16 protein-coding genes and 1 rRNA gene are annotated in these 17,802 nt (G+C 34.0%); 6 read left to right on the forward strand and 11 right to left on the reverse strand.

Annotation, left to right across the window (positions count from 1 at the left end):
* Positions 1–59 precede the first annotated feature (59 nt).
* Both NST49_RS00005 and NST49_RS00010 read right to left on the reverse strand, forming a co-directional pair.
* Positions 60–1,621 (reverse strand): 16S ribosomal RNA (locus tag NST49_RS00005).
* 471 nt (positions 1,622–2,092) lie between these two features.
* Positions 2,093–2,617: a GNAT family N-acetyltransferase gene (locus tag NST49_RS00010; protein ID WP_034538412.1), complete on the reverse strand. Its 525-nt coding sequence runs from the start codon at positions 2,615–2,617 to the stop codon at positions 2,093–2,095.
* A 325-nt stretch (positions 2,618–2,942) separates the two neighbouring features.
* On the opposite strand from NST49_RS00010, the gene NST49_RS00015 reads away from it, so the two are divergent.
* Complete coding sequence (locus tag NST49_RS00015; RefSeq protein WP_034538411.1) at positions 2,943–3,935, forward strand: hypothetical protein; 993 nt, start codon at positions 2,943–2,945, stop codon at positions 3,933–3,935.
* 88 nt (positions 3,936–4,023) lie between these two features.
* On the opposite strand, the gene NST49_RS00020 is transcribed toward NST49_RS00015, so the two are convergent.
* The 5 genes from NST49_RS00020 to NST49_RS00040 all read right to left on the reverse strand — a co-directional run bounded on the left by NST49_RS00020 (position 4,024) and on the right by NST49_RS00040 (position 9,216).
* Positions 4,024–4,539, reverse strand: coding sequence for an HD domain-containing protein (locus NST49_RS00020; RefSeq protein ID WP_034538410.1), 516 nt, complete (start codon positions 4,537–4,539; stop codon positions 4,024–4,026).
* Between the two features lie 157 nt (positions 4,540–4,696).
* Complete coding sequence (locus NST49_RS00025; protein ID WP_023177090.1) at positions 4,697–5,458, reverse strand: TrmH family RNA methyltransferase; 762 nt, start codon at positions 5,456–5,458, stop codon at positions 4,697–4,699.
* 131 nt (positions 5,459–5,589) lie between these two features.
* Complete coding sequence (locus tag NST49_RS00030) at positions 5,590–6,918, reverse strand: murein hydrolase activator EnvC family protein (RefSeq protein ID WP_341046360.1); 1,329 nt, start codon at positions 6,916–6,918, stop codon at positions 5,590–5,592.
* Positions 6,919–7,213: 295 nt separating this feature from the next.
* Positions 7,214–8,155, reverse strand: a complete 942-nt coding sequence (locus tag NST49_RS00035; RefSeq protein WP_023177086.1) for an NADP-dependent oxidoreductase — start codon at positions 8,153–8,155, stop codon at positions 7,214–7,216.
* Between the two features lie 200 nt (positions 8,156–8,355).
* A complete protein-coding gene (locus NST49_RS00040; RefSeq protein WP_341046363.1) occupies positions 8,356–9,216 on the reverse strand; it encodes a pyridoxamine kinase in 861 nt (286 codons plus the stop codon).
* A gap of 164 nt (positions 9,217–9,380) precedes the next feature.
* Here NST49_RS00040 and NST49_RS00045 point away from each other — a divergent pair, with 164 nt between their 5' ends.
* Positions 9,381–9,863, forward strand: coding sequence for an ECF transporter S component (locus NST49_RS00045; protein WP_023177083.1), 483 nt, complete (start codon positions 9,381–9,383; stop codon positions 9,861–9,863).
* Between the two features lie 85 nt (positions 9,864–9,948).
* On the opposite strand, the gene NST49_RS00050 is transcribed toward NST49_RS00045, so the two are convergent.
* The 4 genes from NST49_RS00050 to NST49_RS00065 all read right to left on the reverse strand — a co-directional run bounded on the left by NST49_RS00050 (position 9,949) and on the right by NST49_RS00065 (position 12,657).
* A complete protein-coding gene (locus NST49_RS00050) occupies positions 9,949–10,806 on the reverse strand; it encodes a DUF368 domain-containing protein (RefSeq protein WP_023177081.1) in 858 nt (285 codons plus the stop codon).
* Positions 10,807–11,043: 237 nt separating this feature from the next.
* Positions 11,044–11,538 (reverse strand): AAA family ATPase, encoded by a 495-nt coding sequence (locus tag NST49_RS00055; RefSeq protein ID WP_023177079.1) that lies wholly within the window; start codon positions 11,536–11,538, stop codon positions 11,044–11,046.
* Between the two features lie 115 nt (positions 11,539–11,653).
* Positions 11,654–12,127, reverse strand: a complete 474-nt coding sequence (locus NST49_RS00060; RefSeq protein WP_341046367.1) for a hypothetical protein — start codon at positions 12,125–12,127, stop codon at positions 11,654–11,656.
* Between the two features lie 185 nt (positions 12,128–12,312).
* A complete protein-coding gene (locus tag NST49_RS00065; protein WP_341046370.1) occupies positions 12,313–12,657 on the reverse strand; it encodes a hypothetical protein in 345 nt (114 codons plus the stop codon).
* Positions 12,658–13,835: 1,178 nt separating this feature from the next.
* Between NST49_RS00065 and NST49_RS00075 the strand changes: the two genes are divergently transcribed.
* The 4 genes from NST49_RS00075 to NST49_RS00090 all read left to right on the forward strand — a co-directional run bounded on the left by NST49_RS00075 (position 13,836) and on the right by NST49_RS00090 (position 17,747).
* Positions 13,836–14,288, forward strand: coding sequence for a hypothetical protein (locus tag NST49_RS00075; protein WP_341046371.1), 453 nt, complete (start codon positions 13,836–13,838; stop codon positions 14,286–14,288).
* Between the two features lie 103 nt (positions 14,289–14,391).
* A complete protein-coding gene (locus tag NST49_RS00080; RefSeq protein WP_341046373.1) occupies positions 14,392–15,207 on the forward strand; it encodes an aldo/keto reductase in 816 nt (271 codons plus the stop codon).
* A 237-nt stretch (positions 15,208–15,444) separates the two neighbouring features.
* A complete protein-coding gene (locus NST49_RS00085; protein WP_251166422.1) occupies positions 15,445–16,668 on the forward strand; it encodes an MFS transporter in 1,224 nt (407 codons plus the stop codon).
* A gap of 599 nt (positions 16,669–17,267) precedes the next feature.
* Positions 17,268–17,747 carry a LapA family protein gene (locus tag NST49_RS00090; RefSeq protein WP_043945148.1) on the forward strand — a complete coding sequence of 160 codons (480 nt, stop codon included), beginning with the start codon at positions 17,268–17,270 and terminating at the stop codon, positions 17,745–17,747.
* The last annotated feature ends 55 nt before the right edge of the window (positions 17,748–17,802 follow it).

The raw sequence follows: 17,802 nt of genomic DNA on the forward strand, positions 1-17,802 counted from the left end.
GACCTCTCAAAACTAAACAAAGTAAGTACGAATGTGTGGGTTTCCGTTATATTCCTTAGAAAGGAGGTGATCCAGCCGCACCTTCCGATACGGCTACCTTGTTACGACTTCACCCCAATTATCTGTCCCACCTTAGGCGGCTGGCTCCCAAAAGGGTTACCTCACCGACTTCGGGTGTTACAAACTCTCGTGGTGTGACGGGCGGTGTGTACAAGACCCGGGAACGTATTCACCGCGGCGTGCTGATCCGCGATTACTAGCGATTCCGGCTTCATGCAGGCGAGTTGCAGCCTGCAATCCGAACTGAGAATGGCTTTAAGAGATTAGCTTGGCCTCGCGACCTTGCGACTCGTTGTACCATCCATTGTAGCACGTGTGTAGCCCAGGTCATAAGGGGCATGATGATTTGACGTCATCCCCACCTTCCTCCGGTTTATCACCGGCAGTCTCACTAGAGTGCCCAACTGAATGCTGGCAACTAATAATAGGGGTTGCGCTCGTTGCGGGACTTAACCCAACATCTCACGACACGAGCTGACGACAACCATGCACCACCTGTCACTTTGTCCCCGAAGGGAAAGCTCTATCTCTAGAGTGGTCAAAGGATGTCAAGACCTGGTAAGGTTCTTCGCGTTGCTTCGAATTAAACCACATGCTCCACCGCTTGTGCGGGTCCCCGTCAATTCCTTTGAGTTTCAACCTTGCGGTCGTACTCCCCAGGCGGAGTGCTTAATGCGTTAGCTGCAGCACTGAAGGGCGGAAACCCTCCAACACTTAGCACTCATCGTTTACGGCGTGGACTACCAGGGTATCTAATCCTGTTTGCTCCCCACGCTTTCGAGCCTCAGCGTCAGTTACAGACCAGAGAGTCGCCTTCGCCACTGGTGTTCCTCCACATATCTACGCATTTCACCGCTACACGTGGAATTCCACTCTCCTCTTCTGCACTCAAGTTCTCCAGTTTCCAATGACCCTCCCCGGTTGAGCCGGGGGCTTTCACATCAGACTTAAAGAACCGCCTGCGCTCGCTTTACGCCCAATAAATCCGGACAACGCTTGCCACCTACGTATTACCGCGGCTGCTGGCACGTAGTTAGCCGTGGCTTTCTGGTTAGATACCGTCAGGGGATGAGCAGTTACTCTCATCCTTGTTCTTCTCTAACAACAGAGTTTTACGATCCGAAAACCTTCTTCACTCACGCGGCATTGCTCCGTCAGACTTTCGTCCATTGCGGAAGATTCCCTACTGCTGCCTCCCGTAGGAGTCTGGGCCGTGTCTCAGTCCCAGTGTGGCCGATCACCCTCTCAGGTCGGCTACGTATCATCGCCTTGGTGAGCCATTACCTCACCAACTAGCTAATACGCCGCGGGTCCATCCATAAGCGGTAGCCGAAGCCACCTTTTTTCCATCTGTCAGGAGACAATTGGAAATATGCGGTATTAGCATCCGTTTCCGGATGTTATCCCCCTCTTATGGGCAGGTTACCCACGTGTTACTCACCCGTCCGCCACTCTTTTGTCTCGGTGGGTGCAAGCACCCGGTGAAACAAAAGCGTTCGACTTGCATGTATTAGGCATGCCGCCAGCGTTCGTCCTGAGCCAGGATCAAACTCTCATATAAAATGATGCTTGAAGCTCATTATTGATTGCTAGCGAATAATTATTCACTATATTTGTTACTGTTGACTCAGCACTGCTGAGTCACCCTCACATTTGGTTCGTCTTACTTTGTTTAGTTTTCAAAGGTCTAAAGTTGAATGTTTCGTTTGTGACAACTTACTAATAATATCATGTTCGATATCACTTGTCAACAACTTTTCAAATTTTCTTTTTCGCTGTGTCGGTTTGTTTCAACCTGTCTCAGCGACATGTATTAATATAACAGGGATTTAACTTATCGTCAATAATTTTTTGATAAAAAAGATAACTTTTTTCAAAAGACAGACAACAATAATATATTCATGCTAAATTTAGTCTTTTATTTTGTTAAACACGAACCCCTCCACTTATTTCAATGATTATTATCCGGAGAGAAAGAATATTTATTCAAAAAAAGGATGAGCTGATTTCCTCATCCTTTTAAGTCATTTAGTTAATTTATTTTTAACCCATAGTATAAGTGATCATGTAAAACACCATTAAAATCTGCTATTTTTTGCATTCTACCCCATTGTTCAAATCCGAATTTACCAAGAAGGTGCTCACTAGCTCCATTCCCTTCTACAATCATTGCCATAACATTTTGATAGCCAATCTTTTTTGCTTGCTGTAGTGTATGATCAACCAATTTTGATCCAATTCCACGTTTACGATAATCACTATTTACATAGTAACTAATTTCAGTTACTTGTTCTACCGCTCTTCTGCCCACTCGATATCCACTTAAATGACTATATCCGGCAACCTTTCCATCTACTTCATAAACGAACAGTGGGTACTTTTCTGTTTGATGGGATTCAAACCATGATTTTCTTTCTTCTACTGTGAATACATCGATATCACAAGTGACGCCTCCAATGATGATTGCCTTATTATAAATCTCAACCATTTCTGGCAAGTCTGCAATACTTGCTTCTCTAATAAATGCTTTTTGTTTGGTAAAAGTTACCTCTATCATTTAAGCTTCCTCCAATCCTATCTAAAATTCCGGTTAGTTTACAGCATGTATTGAACCGTTTGCATCCTCTGTATCATTGACTTAGGAAGGCTTATTTTTTCCGTTCAATTTATGCGGCAAGAATTATTATATACTGTGAGTTATGCTTCTACAATCTTTTTTTTGAAAATTTTTTGTATTGTTTTTATTACTTTTCCAAGCATTTTTTTAATGTTTTCTCAATAAGGTTTCCATCTATTATTTAAGGTGATTTCACTTTACAATTTTAGGTGTATTTACTAGACTTATGATATAAATAATAGGTTTTCTAGGAGGTGAACATTAGATGCAACGATTGTTTTTTTGGATCTTTACTAACTGTTTTCTTTTATTAGGCTATTTGTCTTATGATGCAATAACTCTTCCCGATGACAGTGACCTTCCAATTTCCGAAACTAGCAGTGAAGTAGTTATCGAAAAAGGAGATAGTTATCTTACTAAAGTAACAGACCTTATTGGCGATCCTTTAGATTTCTCATCTGGTTCACTAACAAAAGCCGGTGCAAGTATAGAACAAAATAGAAGCGCCCTGATAAAAGAATCTACTATTGTTACTTATAAAGTTACTGATGGAGCTCTTTCAGACGAAAGCATCAATTATTCTAATACAAAACAACAGGATTATGCCAAGGATACTTTACAACATAATGAACTATGGGACTCTTTTACTACTATTATTCCATCAGAACTAAGATCCAATGTTAAGTCTTTCTCCATTTTTTCAGACGGAACTAGTAACTTACTAGGTTATGTTGAGCCTTTAGATTATGCTGCCGATACTTGGCAACTTGGTGTAGATTTTGCAGATAGTACCGATAAAAAGAATTTCTATTATACTTTGATCCATGAATATGGGCATCTCCTTACTTTAGGAAATGATCAAATGGTAATCAATTATGACTGGAGTACATCTAGTGAAACAGAGTCTACTTATTCTTCTTTCTATGGCGAGAGTATTCCTGATTCTTATATGAACCTTTATTACCAAGAATTTTGGTTAGACTATTACAAAGAATGGCAACATCTTGATGTTCAAAATAATGTAGAAGCTCAAAAAGAATTTTATCTGCAACATCCAGATGATTTCTTGACTACTTATGCTGTTGTACATCCTGAAGAAGATATTGCTGAATCTTGGACTTTTTTTATCCTATCTACTAGGCAAGAAAATACAACAGTTGCTCAAGAAAAACAAAATTTTTTCTACCAATTTCCTGAACTGATTGAAATAAGAACCCACATTTTAGAAAATCTTCTTACAGAAGTCAAAAAAGACTAAGCCATGTATTCGGCTTAGTCTTTTAATTTCTTCTATTAATAGAATAATACTATATGCTTTACACTTCAAATTATACTTTTAGTTTGACTTACTGTGCTGGTGCTGGTCTTAAACGAGCCCAAGCACTTTTTATAGATGTCCGAACTTTTCCAGTTAAAGGAATAGTCACTTCTTTAATCGCACAATATTTATCAACAAAGGTTACAACATAACTTTCTTTATACTTAGGTAAAGCTACTGTAGCTAACCACATATGTTTAATAATAATATCGCATTCTAATTCACTTAATTCTGTTAATTTCTTTGCATTTTCACAAGCCATACGCGGATGAACATAGGCATGAGATCCTTCATCAAATTTTGTTGTTCTCCAATCATAATAAAACAAATCATGAAGCAGCCCTGCACGAGCAGTCGCTCTAGCATCTAGACCATGCTTTTTAGCAATGCAATAACTGATATAAGATACACTAATTGAGTGATCTAGTCTTGTAGTAAAATGGTGCTGCGTATAATTTTCAAGCTTTTTTACTTCTTCAAATTCTAAAAGATCCTCAATAAGCGCAATGTATTCTAAATCTTGCTTCCATTTTGGCTGGGTCATCAAACGACTTCCTTTTCATTGATAGTTATCAAGCTTTTTTAACTTTTTCCTATCATACATCGGATAGATAGATTTTAAAAGCGAATCACTCTAAATTTAAGGAAATGTTAGTAATCTTCAAATTTTAGACATAGTTTTGTAATAATTTGAAATTTAATTATTCTTTTGTTAATGCAAACATGACGACTCCAGCAGCTACTGCCACATTTAAAGACTCGGCTTTTCCTACTATTGGAATATAAAGATTTTTAGTTGTTCGTTTCAATAATTCAGCTGACATTCCATTTCCTTCATTTCCCATAACCAACCCATAAACAGACAGCGGTTCTATCTCTCGATAAGAAACGGCTTCTTCATTTAACTCGGTACCATACACAGGATGCCCATGCTGAAAAAACAAATCAAACCATTCATTTAAATCCCCTTGATAAATAGGCAAATGAAAGTGACTGCCTTGCATAGAACGAAGGACTTTACTATTGTATAAATCAACTGAACCCTTGCCTAGGACAACTCCACCAAAACCAGCAGCATCTGCAGTACGAACCATTGTTCCAACATTGCCTGGGTCTTGGACGTTATCAAGTAATAAAAAAGGTTTGTTTAAACTGGGCTTCTCTACTAACTCTTTTTTTTGAACAATTGCAAAAATACCTTGTGACGTTTCCGTCTCACTTAAGGATTTTGCAATCTCTGCTGAGATCTCTACTTGTTTTTCTTCATCAAAAGTAGGGATATTTTCAAAAGCTATTTCTTCACTTACCATCATCTCTAAAATCACTGCATCATTCTTTATTGCTTCATCTATTAAATGGAATCCTTCAATCAAATAGGTTCCTGCCTTTTGTCGACCTTTTTTTGATTGTAGTTTTTTCCAATTCTTTACACGTTCATTTTTTGTGGATAAAATTAGTTCCATTTTTAATCCTCCGCCCATTTCATCTATTGCATATTCATTCTACTAAAAAAGTCCTCTCTTTGAAAGAGAGGACTTAAGCTATCTGTTTTCAAATTTTTAATTTGCATACCACTATTCTGAAAACTTTCTTCTTATAGATAGTTTGCTGGATCAACACGAGAACCATTTACATAGACTTCAAAGTGTAAATGAACTCCTGTAGAAGAACCAGTTGTACCCATTGTACCGATTTGTTGCCCTTGTGACACTTGTTGTCCGGATGTTACTAATAAACTTCCAGCTACCATGTGTGCATATAAGGTTTGCAGTCCATTTCCGTGGTCTATTTTTACATAATATCCCCAAGAACTGTCGTAACCAGAGAAAACAACTGTTCCACTTTGTGCAGCTACAATAGGACCGCCGCCGCCAAAATCAATACCGCCATGTAATTTATTTACACCAGTAATCGGGTGAATACGGTATCCATAGGAAGAAGTTTGATAACCACCACTTGGGTGAATGAAACCTGAACTATTTGAAGATGACGGAGTGCTTGCTTGAGCACTATTATTTGATTGACTTGAAGAATTTGAAGAACTTGTTGTTTGTTTAGTTTCTGCGGCTTCTGCTTCTTCAGCTTTAGCTTTTGCCTCAGCTTCTGCTTGTTTAGCAGCTGCTTGCGCTTTTTCTTCTTCAGCTATAATACGTTGACGCTCTTCTTGTAATTCACTTGATAAAACACTTGTTTTAGTAGCAACAACTGCTTGCGCTTTAACAAATTCATTCTTTTCAGACTCTGTCATATCGTATTTAGTTGCTACTTGAACAATTTTATCATCCAATTCAGCTTTTTGAGCAACTAAGTTACTCTTATTTACTTCAATCTCAGCTTTCAATGTTTCAACAGCTACTTTTTCTTCTTGAGCTGCTTCTTCATTTTTTTCTACTTCTTTTTTATCATTTTCTTGTTGAGTCACGATTTCTTTATTTGCTGAAACCAATTGATTTACTACGCCAACGCGTCCAATTAAATCAGATAGACTATCTGCAGATAATACTAGATCAACCATATTTGAAGTACTACCGTCTGTTTGAACACTTCTTGCTTGGTGTTCTAATTTTTCTTCACGTCTAGCAATCAACTCTTTGAGTTTTTCAATTTCAGCTTTTAATTTTTCAATTTTAGCTTTTGAGTCAGCTAATTTTTGTTCTTGTGCTTTTAAATCTAAAACAACTGCATCGATATCCGTTTGTAATTTTTCTACTTCTGATTCAAGATTTACTTTTTCAGATTCTAAGTTATTTAATGTTTCTTCTTGCGATTGGATTTTTGAGTTTAATTCACTTGATTTATTTTCTAATTCAGCTTTTTGATCTTCAAGTTCTTGTACGCTAGCTGCTTCTGTCACAGTAGGCATTACAATGGGACTTGCAAATAACAGTGTAGCAATTATCCCAGTCATTAATTTCTTTTTCAATTCATACCCTCCGTGGTTTTTTATACCCTTTTATTTTCTCACAGGTGCTAGTATAGCATATATCCTACTAATAATTGATGTAATTTTCTTAACAAAGTTCCTTGGTATATTACAGTTCTATTTCTGAAAGCGGATACATATTGTTTTTAATTTAAGAAACACCGGTTTTGCATATTTAGCCATATTTTGTTCATATTTAACACAACATATATTTTTCTACAATAAAAAGCAAAGGAATTTTATCGCATCCTTTGCTTTAGTCTATTTTTATACTTAATAACCAGTTATTAAAAACTTAATCTTCTACTTTGATCACGATTTTTCCAACTGCATGATGTGTTTCGCTCATTGCATGGGCATCGTAAATTCCTTTTTCAGTTAATGGATAAGTTTCTCCAATAATCGATTTCACTTTTCCTTGTTCCATTAATTGAGCTAACTCCGTCAATTGTTTTCCATTTGGTTCTAACCAAATGTTATTGAATGTGACATCAACTTTTTCAACTAATTCTTTATCTACGTTTCCAACGACGGAAATGATTCGTCCAGTATGCGGTTTGATTACTTTAAAACTATTTTCTAAAACTTCTCCGCCCATAGTATCAAAAATAACGTCCACATCACTCAAAATCTCTGTAAAGTCTTCGTTTTTATAGTCAATAAATTGATCTACTCCTAAGCTCAACAACAGCTCACGATTTTTTTCACTTGCTGTTGAGATAACATAAGCCCCTCTACTTTTAGCTAATTGAATAGCATAAGTTCCTACTCCGCCTGAACCTGCGTGTATCAAAACTTTTTCGCCCTCAATAAGTTTACCGTAATCAAAAAGTGCTTGCCAAGCAGTCAATCCGGCTAAAGGGACAGCAGCTGCTTGTTCATAGGATACATTTTCAGGAATATATGCCAACAATTTGTCGTCAACTGCAGTATATTCAGCATATGTTCCAAAACGCGTTGTATCTGGACGCGCAAATACTCTATCTCCAACTTTCCAGTCAGTTACTTCACTGCCGACTTCGACAATATCTCCAGCAACGTCCCATCCCAAAATAATTGGAAATTCCCAAGGCATCATTTTTTGTAAATACCCTTCGCGTAATTTCCAATCGATAGGATTGATTGAAGTTGCTTTTTCTTTTACAACGACTTGATGAGCACTCGGTTTAGGCATCGGAACTTCTGCTTCTTTTAATTTTTCTTTTCCACCATATTCTTCGATAATAACAGCTCTCATTTTTTATTTTCCTCCATACACTCACTATTTAAGTTATTTTTCAATGCACTTCTTCTTACTAATAAGAAGTATAATAGAAATAATAAAGAAAACCTAATGATTTGTCTGGTTTACAACTTAATTTTAATGCTTTAGTTATTCAGCAATCATTAATCGTTAATCTAGAAAAAAATCAGAATCTACAACTTTTAATGTTTGTTCTAATAGGAAGCTTCTTTTTTCAATTCTTTCATTAAATACATCAAGTCTTTTTCAAAAGCAATGCCGTACAAGGGATCAATTTGTTCTTCAATAGTCCGTTTGACAACTCTTGAAATGTAATTTACTGCTACTTCATTAGCCCTTTTCAAGCTATGCTCTTGAAATAGAAAACCTGCTACTACGCTTGTAAACAAATCTCCAACCCCATCAAAATGACCCGGATAAACTTCTGAAAAAGTATAATGAACTATGGAAATTTCTTTGGTAACAAAAGCCGCACCTACTTGTTTTTCATTTCCAGATACACCCGATAAAACGATACTTTTCTTATTTTTATTAGTTAATTTCCTAATAATTGGCTCAACTTTTTCTTTGGTATGGGGCTTTTCAGGATAGCTTGTTTCTGTTAGCAAACAAGCTTCGGTTACATTTGGAATCAAAACATCTGCAAATTGACAAAGTTCACGCATCGCTTCAACATGCTCAGAAGTGTAACCAGGATATAATTTCCCATGATCACCCATCACAGGATCTAGCACAATCAACGCTTCTTCAGTTGTAAATTGAGTAATAATGCTTTCCATCAATTTTATTTGTTCTACGGAGCCTAAGTAACCAATAACTATTCCGTCAAATTTTATTCCTAAAGAGCGCCAATGATTTAATATTGCTGGGATCTCAGTACTTAAATCTAAAAAGGTATACTCTTCAAAACCTTTACCGGTATGAGTTGACAGTAATGCTGTAGGCAAGATACTGACCCAGTTCTCTAAACAACTTAAAATTGGGACCGCCACATTCATTGAAATACGGCAACTTGCTGAAATATCTTGAATAACTAAAATTCTGGGTTGCTTCATCTTTTTCTCCTCTTCTACCTGTTTCTTAATTACATCTAGTCTAGCATAATTCGCATGATAGAATCTGTTCTTTTCTAATTCTTTTTTGAATTTGAAAAAAATCATGACATTAGCATTAAAAAAGGATAAGATTACTTTATCTATATATGTAAAGGATGAGGATAATGCGGAAAATTAGTACAAAAGAAATTGTAACATTTGCTTTACTGATGGCTTTGACCATCGTAATGACTATCCTTGTTCGTATTCCATCCCTTCATGGTTACATTAACCTTGGGGATATGGTCTTATTGTTCGCAGCACTCTTTTTAGGGAAAAAAGCTGGATTTTTTGTTGGGGGATTAGGAAGTGCTCTTGCTGATATTATTATCGGTTATGCTTACTATGCTCCTATCACATTCGTAGTAAAAGGGCTGCAAGGCTATATTTGCGGCTGGATTTTTCAAAAAACTGGCTATAACAAACCCTTTCTAGCAGCTATTCCAGCTGGTATTTTCATGGCTTTGGGTTATTTTATTGCTGAAAGCTTTATGTATGGCATAGCTGGAGCAGCTGTTTCAATTCCTGGAAATTTACTTCAAGGAATGGTTGGAGCGCTAGGTGCTGTTCTATTACAAAAAGGAATAGGCACTAAAATAAAAAGATAGTTGTATTAAAAAAAGTATTGATGAGCATACTCATCAATACTTTTTTTAGATTACTTGAACCAAAATTAAAAATAATTAAAAGTTTCTAGCTATTTATCTCAGCCGGTTTATAATTATTTTCCAATTTTTCCATCAGCAATCCTACAGACAAACCAACAAAGAATAATACAACTGTTACTGCTATTCCTCCCGCAGACATGCCACTGTACTGTTCCGGCATCGGAGCTATAATAACCGTTGAAGCTATTACAACACCTAAAATAAAGTGAAAAATCACTGCATAGGCGATCTCCATTAATTTGCTTACCAATTTAGACAGTAACAGAACACATAAAATTGCACCAATTGCGACAGGGATCAAAATAGAAAAGTTCAGATCTTTTATTCCTTCTGTCATAGGTTCATACAAATGCATATACATCAAAAAATTAGATGGGCTTAACCCAGGAACAATAAAACCTAATGCAAAAATACCACCAGCCATTACCCATGATAATGTAGATTGTTCAACTACTACATTCATATTAAATTTCGCATACAGTAAACCGATAAATGCAAGAATCGCAACAACTACTGTGATAACAAGGTGATAAGGTTTGCGTCCATTTTTTCCAGCTTCTTTATATAAAGCAGGCAAGGTTCCCAAGATACAGCCGATAAAACACCATAATACCTGAACCTCATTATTTTTTAAAAAATAATCAATAGGATATGCCAGTACAAATATACCAAACAAACCACCAATCCCTACCGGAATAAAATAGTTTACATTTTTAAGAAAATCTTTGCGGATATTTGACAGAAATGCGATCATACTTTCATAAATTCCAAATACAGCAGCTAAAGCCCCACCACTTACACCTGGCAAGATAGCACCTGAACCAATGAACATTCCTTTCACAAAACGGAAAAACCAATCAATAATACCTTCGTTTTTTTTCATAATAACTAAATTTACCTCCACTCACTTAAAAAAAGTGATTATTATTTTACATATGCTGCTTTTAATATTATGACGCAAATATATTCCTTTTGATACTCTTCGTATGAATTCTTAATGATTTTTAAATAAATAATCCGGATATCTCTCATACTACAAACAGTCAGTAGGAAGCCAACCTTTTCTATAATACTTGCCTATTGACCAAGTGGCAAGTATAACAATATAAACAACCACTTTTTATTTATTTAATTTAGACGGATATGTTCTCACTTTATTTTTATATTCTTGGGTTAATTTATAAAATTCAATTTTATTTACCTTGTTAAATTTGTGATTCCATTTAAACATATTTATAAGCATTGAAAAAGTTGGTTTATAATTTGCTTTTTCTATCTTTAATAGTTGCTTAACATATCTAAATAAAATACGTTTCAATCTGATGAGATAAGGTGTATCTAGAAAGATAATACAATCTGCAATTTCAAAACTTTTAATTATCCATTTTTTTGTACTGGTTCCTTCTAGAATCCATGCATCACTTTTAACGATTGCTTCTAACCTCTTAACTATCTCTTTATCTGATCTCCTAGTATCTCCCGTTGAATGCCTTTCGAAAATGATATTGTCTATCTCGTAATATGGGATGCTCAGTTCCTTTGAGAGTTTCTTTGCTAAAGTTGTTTTTCCACTACCTACAGAACCAATGATATGTATTCTTCTTTTTGAGCCCAATCTGAAACTCCTCCAATGACTAAATCATTTTCTATATAGAGAATGCATTCTAATATACTCCTTATGGTTAACTGACACTTTATTTCCTTCTTTTCCTTTAATTTTTTTCGGTATTTTAGTTAACAAAAAATGAAACCACTATATCTATCGACGTAGAAATCAGGATCAACAAAAAAGTACGGTCTATAATCATTTGACTCCTACTCCTGCTATCTGAGTGGTCTAAAAATAATCTAATCTCTTCATATGTCATCCATGTAACCCCGAGCACAACAATAAGTGAAATTAAGGATATATCTGATGTGAATGGAGTTTTAAAAAAATAGTTGATTGTTAATGGAATAAATAAAAGCAAAGATAATCCTTTTAGTACATACTTTTTGCCCATGTGCTGCCTCCTAACTATTTTTTTTCTGACTCTTAAAAGTTCAATTAAAGTAAGTGCTATAGCGGTATATAATCCTGCACCAATGAAGTCTTTATTTATTATCCACTCTATTGAAATACCAATAAAACTAGTAAATACCATTAGTAGTATGACATTCGCATATGGGTGCTTTTCTGTAAATTCTTTATATTTATTAATCATAATTTCACCTCTAATTTATATAGTTGCTTCATTTTGTATTTAGTTGCAAATATTTTCAGCTATAAGTTTCCAGCTTAGATATTAATGCTTGCAGTGCTTACTGTTTTAATATTTTTTAATATCCTACACTAACTGGATCGTCTTCATCATATTCAATTAAAATGACTTAAAGAAATAAAGTTATTTTAATAGTTGAGTTGTAAATACTTTTCCATATATTTGGAAAAAAGAGTGGTGTTTGCATAGAGAAGAACTCCTAAAAGTAGTATCACTTCTGTTTCTACTTTTGATAGAATTAGAATCAAAAGTAGAGAAATAAAGATGTCTATAATTCCACTCAAAACAGCTAAAAGTTTAAATGTAGTCTGTTTTTCTTTAGCTAAATCGTTAATTTGGTATGAGTCAATAGGCGCTATAGTAAAATAGCTTAAGAAAGTAGAGGTATATCTACCCAATAAAATATTAAGTATACCCATCAATTTACCTAAAATAAGTATTGATAAAAAAGTAGTAGCTATATAATTTCTCAAAAAAACCCCTCTATTCATTAGTTTATAAAGCTTATCAATTATTAAATGAACAGGATTAATTATATTCATTAGTCTTCTGAATCTGATTTCAGCTGGAGATAATAACTTTTTTAGTTGTTTTTCATTATGATATCTCCGATAGCTAATCTTCACACGGACTAATTCATAATCCTATTATCTATTTAATTTACTAAAACTAAAAGAACGCAGCGGTTTACGTAGTAGCAACCAGTGGTTGCTACTACGTAAACCAATAGGTGCATTACTTTTCAAGTGAAGTTAGAGATAATGAACGTAACAAATTAAGGGGGGGCTGGAAGTTATTATTCTATTAAATAGGAAATGATTATCAGTGTTATGTGTTAATTTATATCTTTAATATAAAAGTAAATCAAAATACAGGAGCTCTCAAAAAAGTTACAGTACACACTTATCATTATTCATATAGAGCCGTTGGATGGAAAGTAAATAACTAAGTATTGATCTTGTATAAAAATAGAGTGTTAATATGTCTAAACCTTCTTCTTTAAACGTAACACCGATGGATAACTCAACTAAGTACAACCCTGTAGGAAGTGCTCATACGACAATGTTATACTCAAGAAACTGTTCTAACTGTTAAAGAAGGCTAATACATTCCTGCAACGGGTTTATGAAAAAAAGTTCAATAATATAAATTATAAAGGAGATTTTGCAGATATTGAATTATATTTTATTTCTAGTCGTTTTTTTCATTTTTTTGTATGGTGTATTTTCCATATTTTCCGATATTCATAATCGTATAAATAAAAAGAAATAGTAAACTACTTGCCAAAAGAAACAACTAAGTCTATTACCTGTCATAATCTAAAATGAGAACCTATATGTGGCTAGAGAAAATATAGATGAAGTGTCTAAGCTAAAGTTAAATAGGGATTTACTGATTTCGACTTCATTAATCACAATACAACGTTCCGTAATCTTCTCGTTGCTGTAGCCTAATATTTCCACCAGTATAGCTACTTCTTTGATTTTCTTGTAATGTGATAACCAAACGTTTTCCGCAGTGTATGTTTATCTATATTGTCTCTCCCTAAAAAGTTTATGTATTTATGATTAATTGAAACTTTAAATCACTCTTAACCTAACTTGGTACTTTCATCTAAAATATTATGACAAGAAAGGAGGTTTTAACTAGTATGTTTTACCGAATTTCGAATCCTATTTTTAAAAAAGATTATTTACTTATACTCAAAATTTTAAAAGACTATTCTGATAAAATTGCCATAGTTTACTATCCTTCAGTAGAAAATAAGAACGATATGGAAATAAGAACGGCATTAATGAATTTTTATCTTGAAACTGATTGGATGAAAAAATGGCCTGGAACGATCAATAGCAAAAAAGCTAGAGTCGATTTTTATGCTTACAATCAGTCAAGTTATACTTTATTAAAAAAATCTCGTTCTCTCATTAATATAAATCAAGAACAGACGATTGATGTATTTTTTTTGTTGAATGATAGATGTGTATTTTATTCTGTTATTCACGAAGATATCTATGTTGTAACAGATTCCAAATTAGCAGAAGCTTTTCGGATAGCAGGTTATCCATTACTTAAGATACCTGCTTCAAGCTCAAAATTTTTCTGAGATATAGAAAACAGAGAAAACGTATGCAATAATATTTTACTTAGTTTGAAAAAAAGCATACAATAAGAAAGTAACATCTTTAAAAATGAGGAGGAAATGATTTATGATGAAAGAAAATTCTTTTGTATTTCACAATGGTGTTGAGATCCCAAATATCGGTTTTGGTACTTGGCAAATCCCAAATGAGGAAGCTTACGATGCCGTAACAATGGCTCTTAAAAATGGCTATACTCATATTGATACAGCATTAGCTTACCAAAATGAAGAAAATGTTGGAAAAGCTATCAAAGACTTTGATTTACCACGTGAAGAAATCTTTATCACTAGTAAATTACCCGCTCAAATTAAAGGTTACGATGAAACTTTAGAGGCTTTTAATACCACTATTACAAACTTAGGTGTGGATTACTTAGACCTTTATCTTATTCATGCTCCATGGCCTTGGGATGAAAAAGGTGCTGACTACACTGAAGAAAATATTCAATCTTGGAAAGCAATAGAAAAATTATACAATGATGGAAAGATTCGCACTATCGGAGTTTCTAATTTTTCTGTGTCAGATATTCAAGCTCTTATCGATGCTTGTGACATTGTACCTATGGCTAATCAAATTCCGTTCTACGTTGGACATGATCAAGAGGACCTTCTTGCTTTTTGTAAAGAACACAACATTGTAGTAGAAGCTTATTCACCGCTAGCAACTGGTCAAACATTGAACAGCCCAAAAATTAAAGAAATGGCAGAAAAATATGGTGTGACTCCTGCACAATTATGTATCCGTTATTGTTTAGAGCGTGAAACATTGCCACTTCCTAAATCAACACATGAAGAACGAATCGTTGAAAATAGTCAATTAGATTTCACTATTTCTCCAGAAGACGTGAAAAAATTGGACGCTGTTGAAGATGTCCGTAAATAATCTTTTATAAACTACTAAAAGACCTGAGAGAATTATCTCAGGTCTTTTTTCATTAAATTAAATTAGTTTTTTCTAATTTTTTTATTTTCTTATTCTTATAATTATGCTACGCTAATTTTATTAAGTTGTTCGAAAAATAGGTTCTGTGTCCTTATTTCTTACTGCTTTATAAAAAACGAGATAAGGATACGGATTAAAAAAATCATAACCTGTTTCTTTATTTATAAGGAGATTATTATGCTATCATCTTTTTCAAAAAATATTCAAACAACGTTAGTCACTTCTTTTTTTAGTAGTTTAGTTTATGCTTGTACAATTCCTTACTTGATTATCTATTTAGCAGGCATATTTAGTAAGGAAACAATCGGAGTCTTAGTTATGATAAATGTAGTTTCCTCATTTTTGGCTGGAATCATTGGCGGCTACTTAGCAGATAACTTTCAGCGAAAAAAAATCTTATTGATCTTTCAAAACTTATATGGAATATCTTTATTTATTGTCGCACTAAATTTTGCGGATATTCTGCCACAAAATTTTTGGCTGATTTCAGGTTATCTTATTTGTGGTATCACTTATAATTTGTATTATTCAGCTTTTGATGCGGTATTGCTTGACTCTACTGTTCCAAATGAACGTAAAAAAGTATATCAGCTACAGTATTGGACATTCAATTTATCAATGGCTTTAGGCGCTTCAATTGGTGGATTCTTATTTAAACATTACTTAGTCTACTTATTTTTAGGAGCAGCTCTTTTACAATTCCTAATGTCTGCTTTTCTGCAAAGAAACCTTAATTATAAAAATAATGTTTCCAGCACAAAGGGAAAAACAATTTTTCATGATCTGTTTACCAATTATTATATTGCTGCTAAAGATAAACGGTGGGTTATTTTAATTTTAGGGATCGCTCTTTATAGCGCTGCAGAATTTTCATTACAAAACTATACTGGAATTCGCTTATCAAAAGAATTTAAGCCCATCACATTATTTTCTGTACCTATTGACGGTGTGAGGATGCTTAGTATTTTACAAGTGATCAATACTATTATGGTTGTTTGTTTTACATTCATTGTTTCAAGATTAACGGAGAAGAAAAACGAACGCACTGTTGTACTCGTTGGATTAATGGTTTATGTGACCGGGTATGGCTTAATGGCTTCTGCCAATAGTATTTACTTCTTGATTCCATTAGCAATTATAGCAACCATTGGAGAATTGGCTTCTGCTCCTATTCTAAATGCCCGTCAAGTTAGTTTGATACCCGAAGACAAACAAGCTTCTTATTTAAGTTTTGCTTCTCTTTCTTTCCAAGGTTCTCAGCTTTTAGCTGCTTTAGGGTTAACATTAGGTGGTTATCTCGCTGCTGGATTAATTAGTGGTTACATTATTATTTTAGGTATAGCCGGTATTTATTTTGTTATTTCTAGCTTATACACTAATAAAGAAAAATCTATCATTTAAATTTTTATATTATTTTCACCCTTTTTAGTCATCTTATATGTCATTATTCAACTTAGTGTAATCAAAGCTGACAGCGAAACAAATACTAAACTTTGGGTAGTTGGTTTATTTTTTTAGAAATTGTATGTGAGTTGATTAAGAGGATTGGCTTTTATCTTATATACTTATGAGGTTAGTCGTCATTGTCACTAGTTTTAAAGTTTTTTTATGTTAGTTACTTCCATTAATTACTTCATTGGAATTCTGTTACTTTTTTTATTCAATACTAAAAAACAAACGATCTGATACCAAGAATCAATTCATTTTATTTAATCAATAAGTAAAGTAAAAAGCCTATGAGCGGTTAAGTAAACAAGTTCATAGACTTTTTTTGGTTTAAAGCCCTATTATTTCATTATTTACCTTTCAACGTTTATAATTGGTTTATAGATTAATCAATCTTTTTTAGTTTCATTTGTAAATTCACTCTATTTCTTTAGGCAATCGTTACTCTCTCAGTATTTTTGTCAGTTGTCTTAGCTTACAGTGTATCTACTTATTTAAATCTTCAAAAGTATTTATTCAATCAAGATTCATTATTAGGAAGGAGAATGAAAATTATGATAATAATAGCGATTATATTATTGGTATTGGTAGGGATAGTAGCATTTTTAAATATGGATATGGCTACTTTTAATCTTTATTTCACTTCATTAGAACTCCCTTTATGGTTACTTTTCGTTGGCTTCTTATTAATTGGAATGCTGATAGCTGCATTGTTTGCAATGTCTAAAGGGGCACGTAATAGACAAGTGATCAAGAACAAGAATGAAGAATTAAAAAATGCTGAAACGTCTAGGGACGATGCAGTTAATAGAGTCAAAAAAGAATCAGAAGCACAACTCGAATTGCAAAAGAAAGAGGCTGAAATTCAAAGTCTTAATACTCGTTTAGCTGGTTTAGAAAACAATCAAACGGCTCAACAAAATGAAACAGTTACAACTACACAACAAGTAGATCCTATCAGTGATACCTCTACTGCTAAAGAAATTCATGTAGAAGAGTACCATATTGATGACACAACTACTCCTAAGAAATAATAAGCATAAACAATTACCTGTTAAAAAGAGGCTAGGAACTGTGTTCCTGCCTCTT

Origin of the sequence: Carnobacterium sp. FSL W8-0810 (assembly GCF_038007125.1) — a bacterium.
Taxonomy (GTDB): Bacteria; Bacillota; Bacilli; order Lactobacillales; family Carnobacteriaceae; genus Carnobacterium_B; species Carnobacterium_B inhibens.

Excerpts from the sequence above, each read along its gene's own strand:
- NST49_RS00010 (WP_034538412.1), bottom strand. The coding sequence starts at position 2,617 with ATGATAGAGGTAACTTTTACCAAACAAAAAGCATTTATTAGAGAAGCA.
- NST49_RS00015 (WP_034538411.1), top strand. The coding sequence starts at position 2,943 with ATGCAACGATTGTTTTTTTGGATCTTTACTAACTGTTTTCTTTTATTA.
- NST49_RS00020 (WP_034538410.1), bottom strand. The coding sequence starts at position 4,539 with ATGACCCAGCCAAAATGGAAGCAAGATTTAGAATACATTGCGCTTATT.
- NST49_RS00025 (WP_023177090.1), bottom strand. The coding sequence starts at position 5,458 with ATGGAACTAATTTTATCCACAAAAAATGAACGTGTAAAGAATTGGAAA.
- NST49_RS00035 (WP_023177086.1), bottom strand. The coding sequence starts at position 8,155 with ATGAGAGCTGTTATTATCGAAGAATATGGTGGAAAAGAAAAATTAAAA.
- NST49_RS00040 (WP_341046363.1), bottom strand. The coding sequence starts at position 9,216 with ATGAAGCAACCCAGAATTTTAGTTATTCAAGATATTTCAGCAAGTTGC.
- NST49_RS00045 (WP_023177083.1), top strand. The coding sequence starts at position 9,381 with ATGCGGAAAATTAGTACAAAAGAAATTGTAACATTTGCTTTACTGATG.
- NST49_RS00050 (WP_023177081.1), bottom strand. The coding sequence starts at position 10,806 with ATGAAAAAAAACGAAGGTATTATTGATTGGTTTTTCCGTTTTGTGAAA.
- NST49_RS00060 (WP_341046367.1), bottom strand. The coding sequence starts at position 12,127 with ATGATTAATAAATATAAAGAATTTACAGAAAAGCACCCATATGCGAAT.
- NST49_RS00075 (WP_341046371.1), top strand. The coding sequence starts at position 13,836 with ATGTTTTACCGAATTTCGAATCCTATTTTTAAAAAAGATTATTTACTT.
- NST49_RS00080 (WP_341046373.1), top strand. The coding sequence starts at position 14,392 with ATGATGAAAGAAAATTCTTTTGTATTTCACAATGGTGTTGAGATCCCA.
- NST49_RS00085 (WP_251166422.1), top strand. The coding sequence starts at position 15,445 with ATGCTATCATCTTTTTCAAAAAATATTCAAACAACGTTAGTCACTTCT.
- NST49_RS00090 (WP_043945148.1), top strand. The coding sequence starts at position 17,268 with ATGATAATAATAGCGATTATATTATTGGTATTGGTAGGGATAGTAGCA.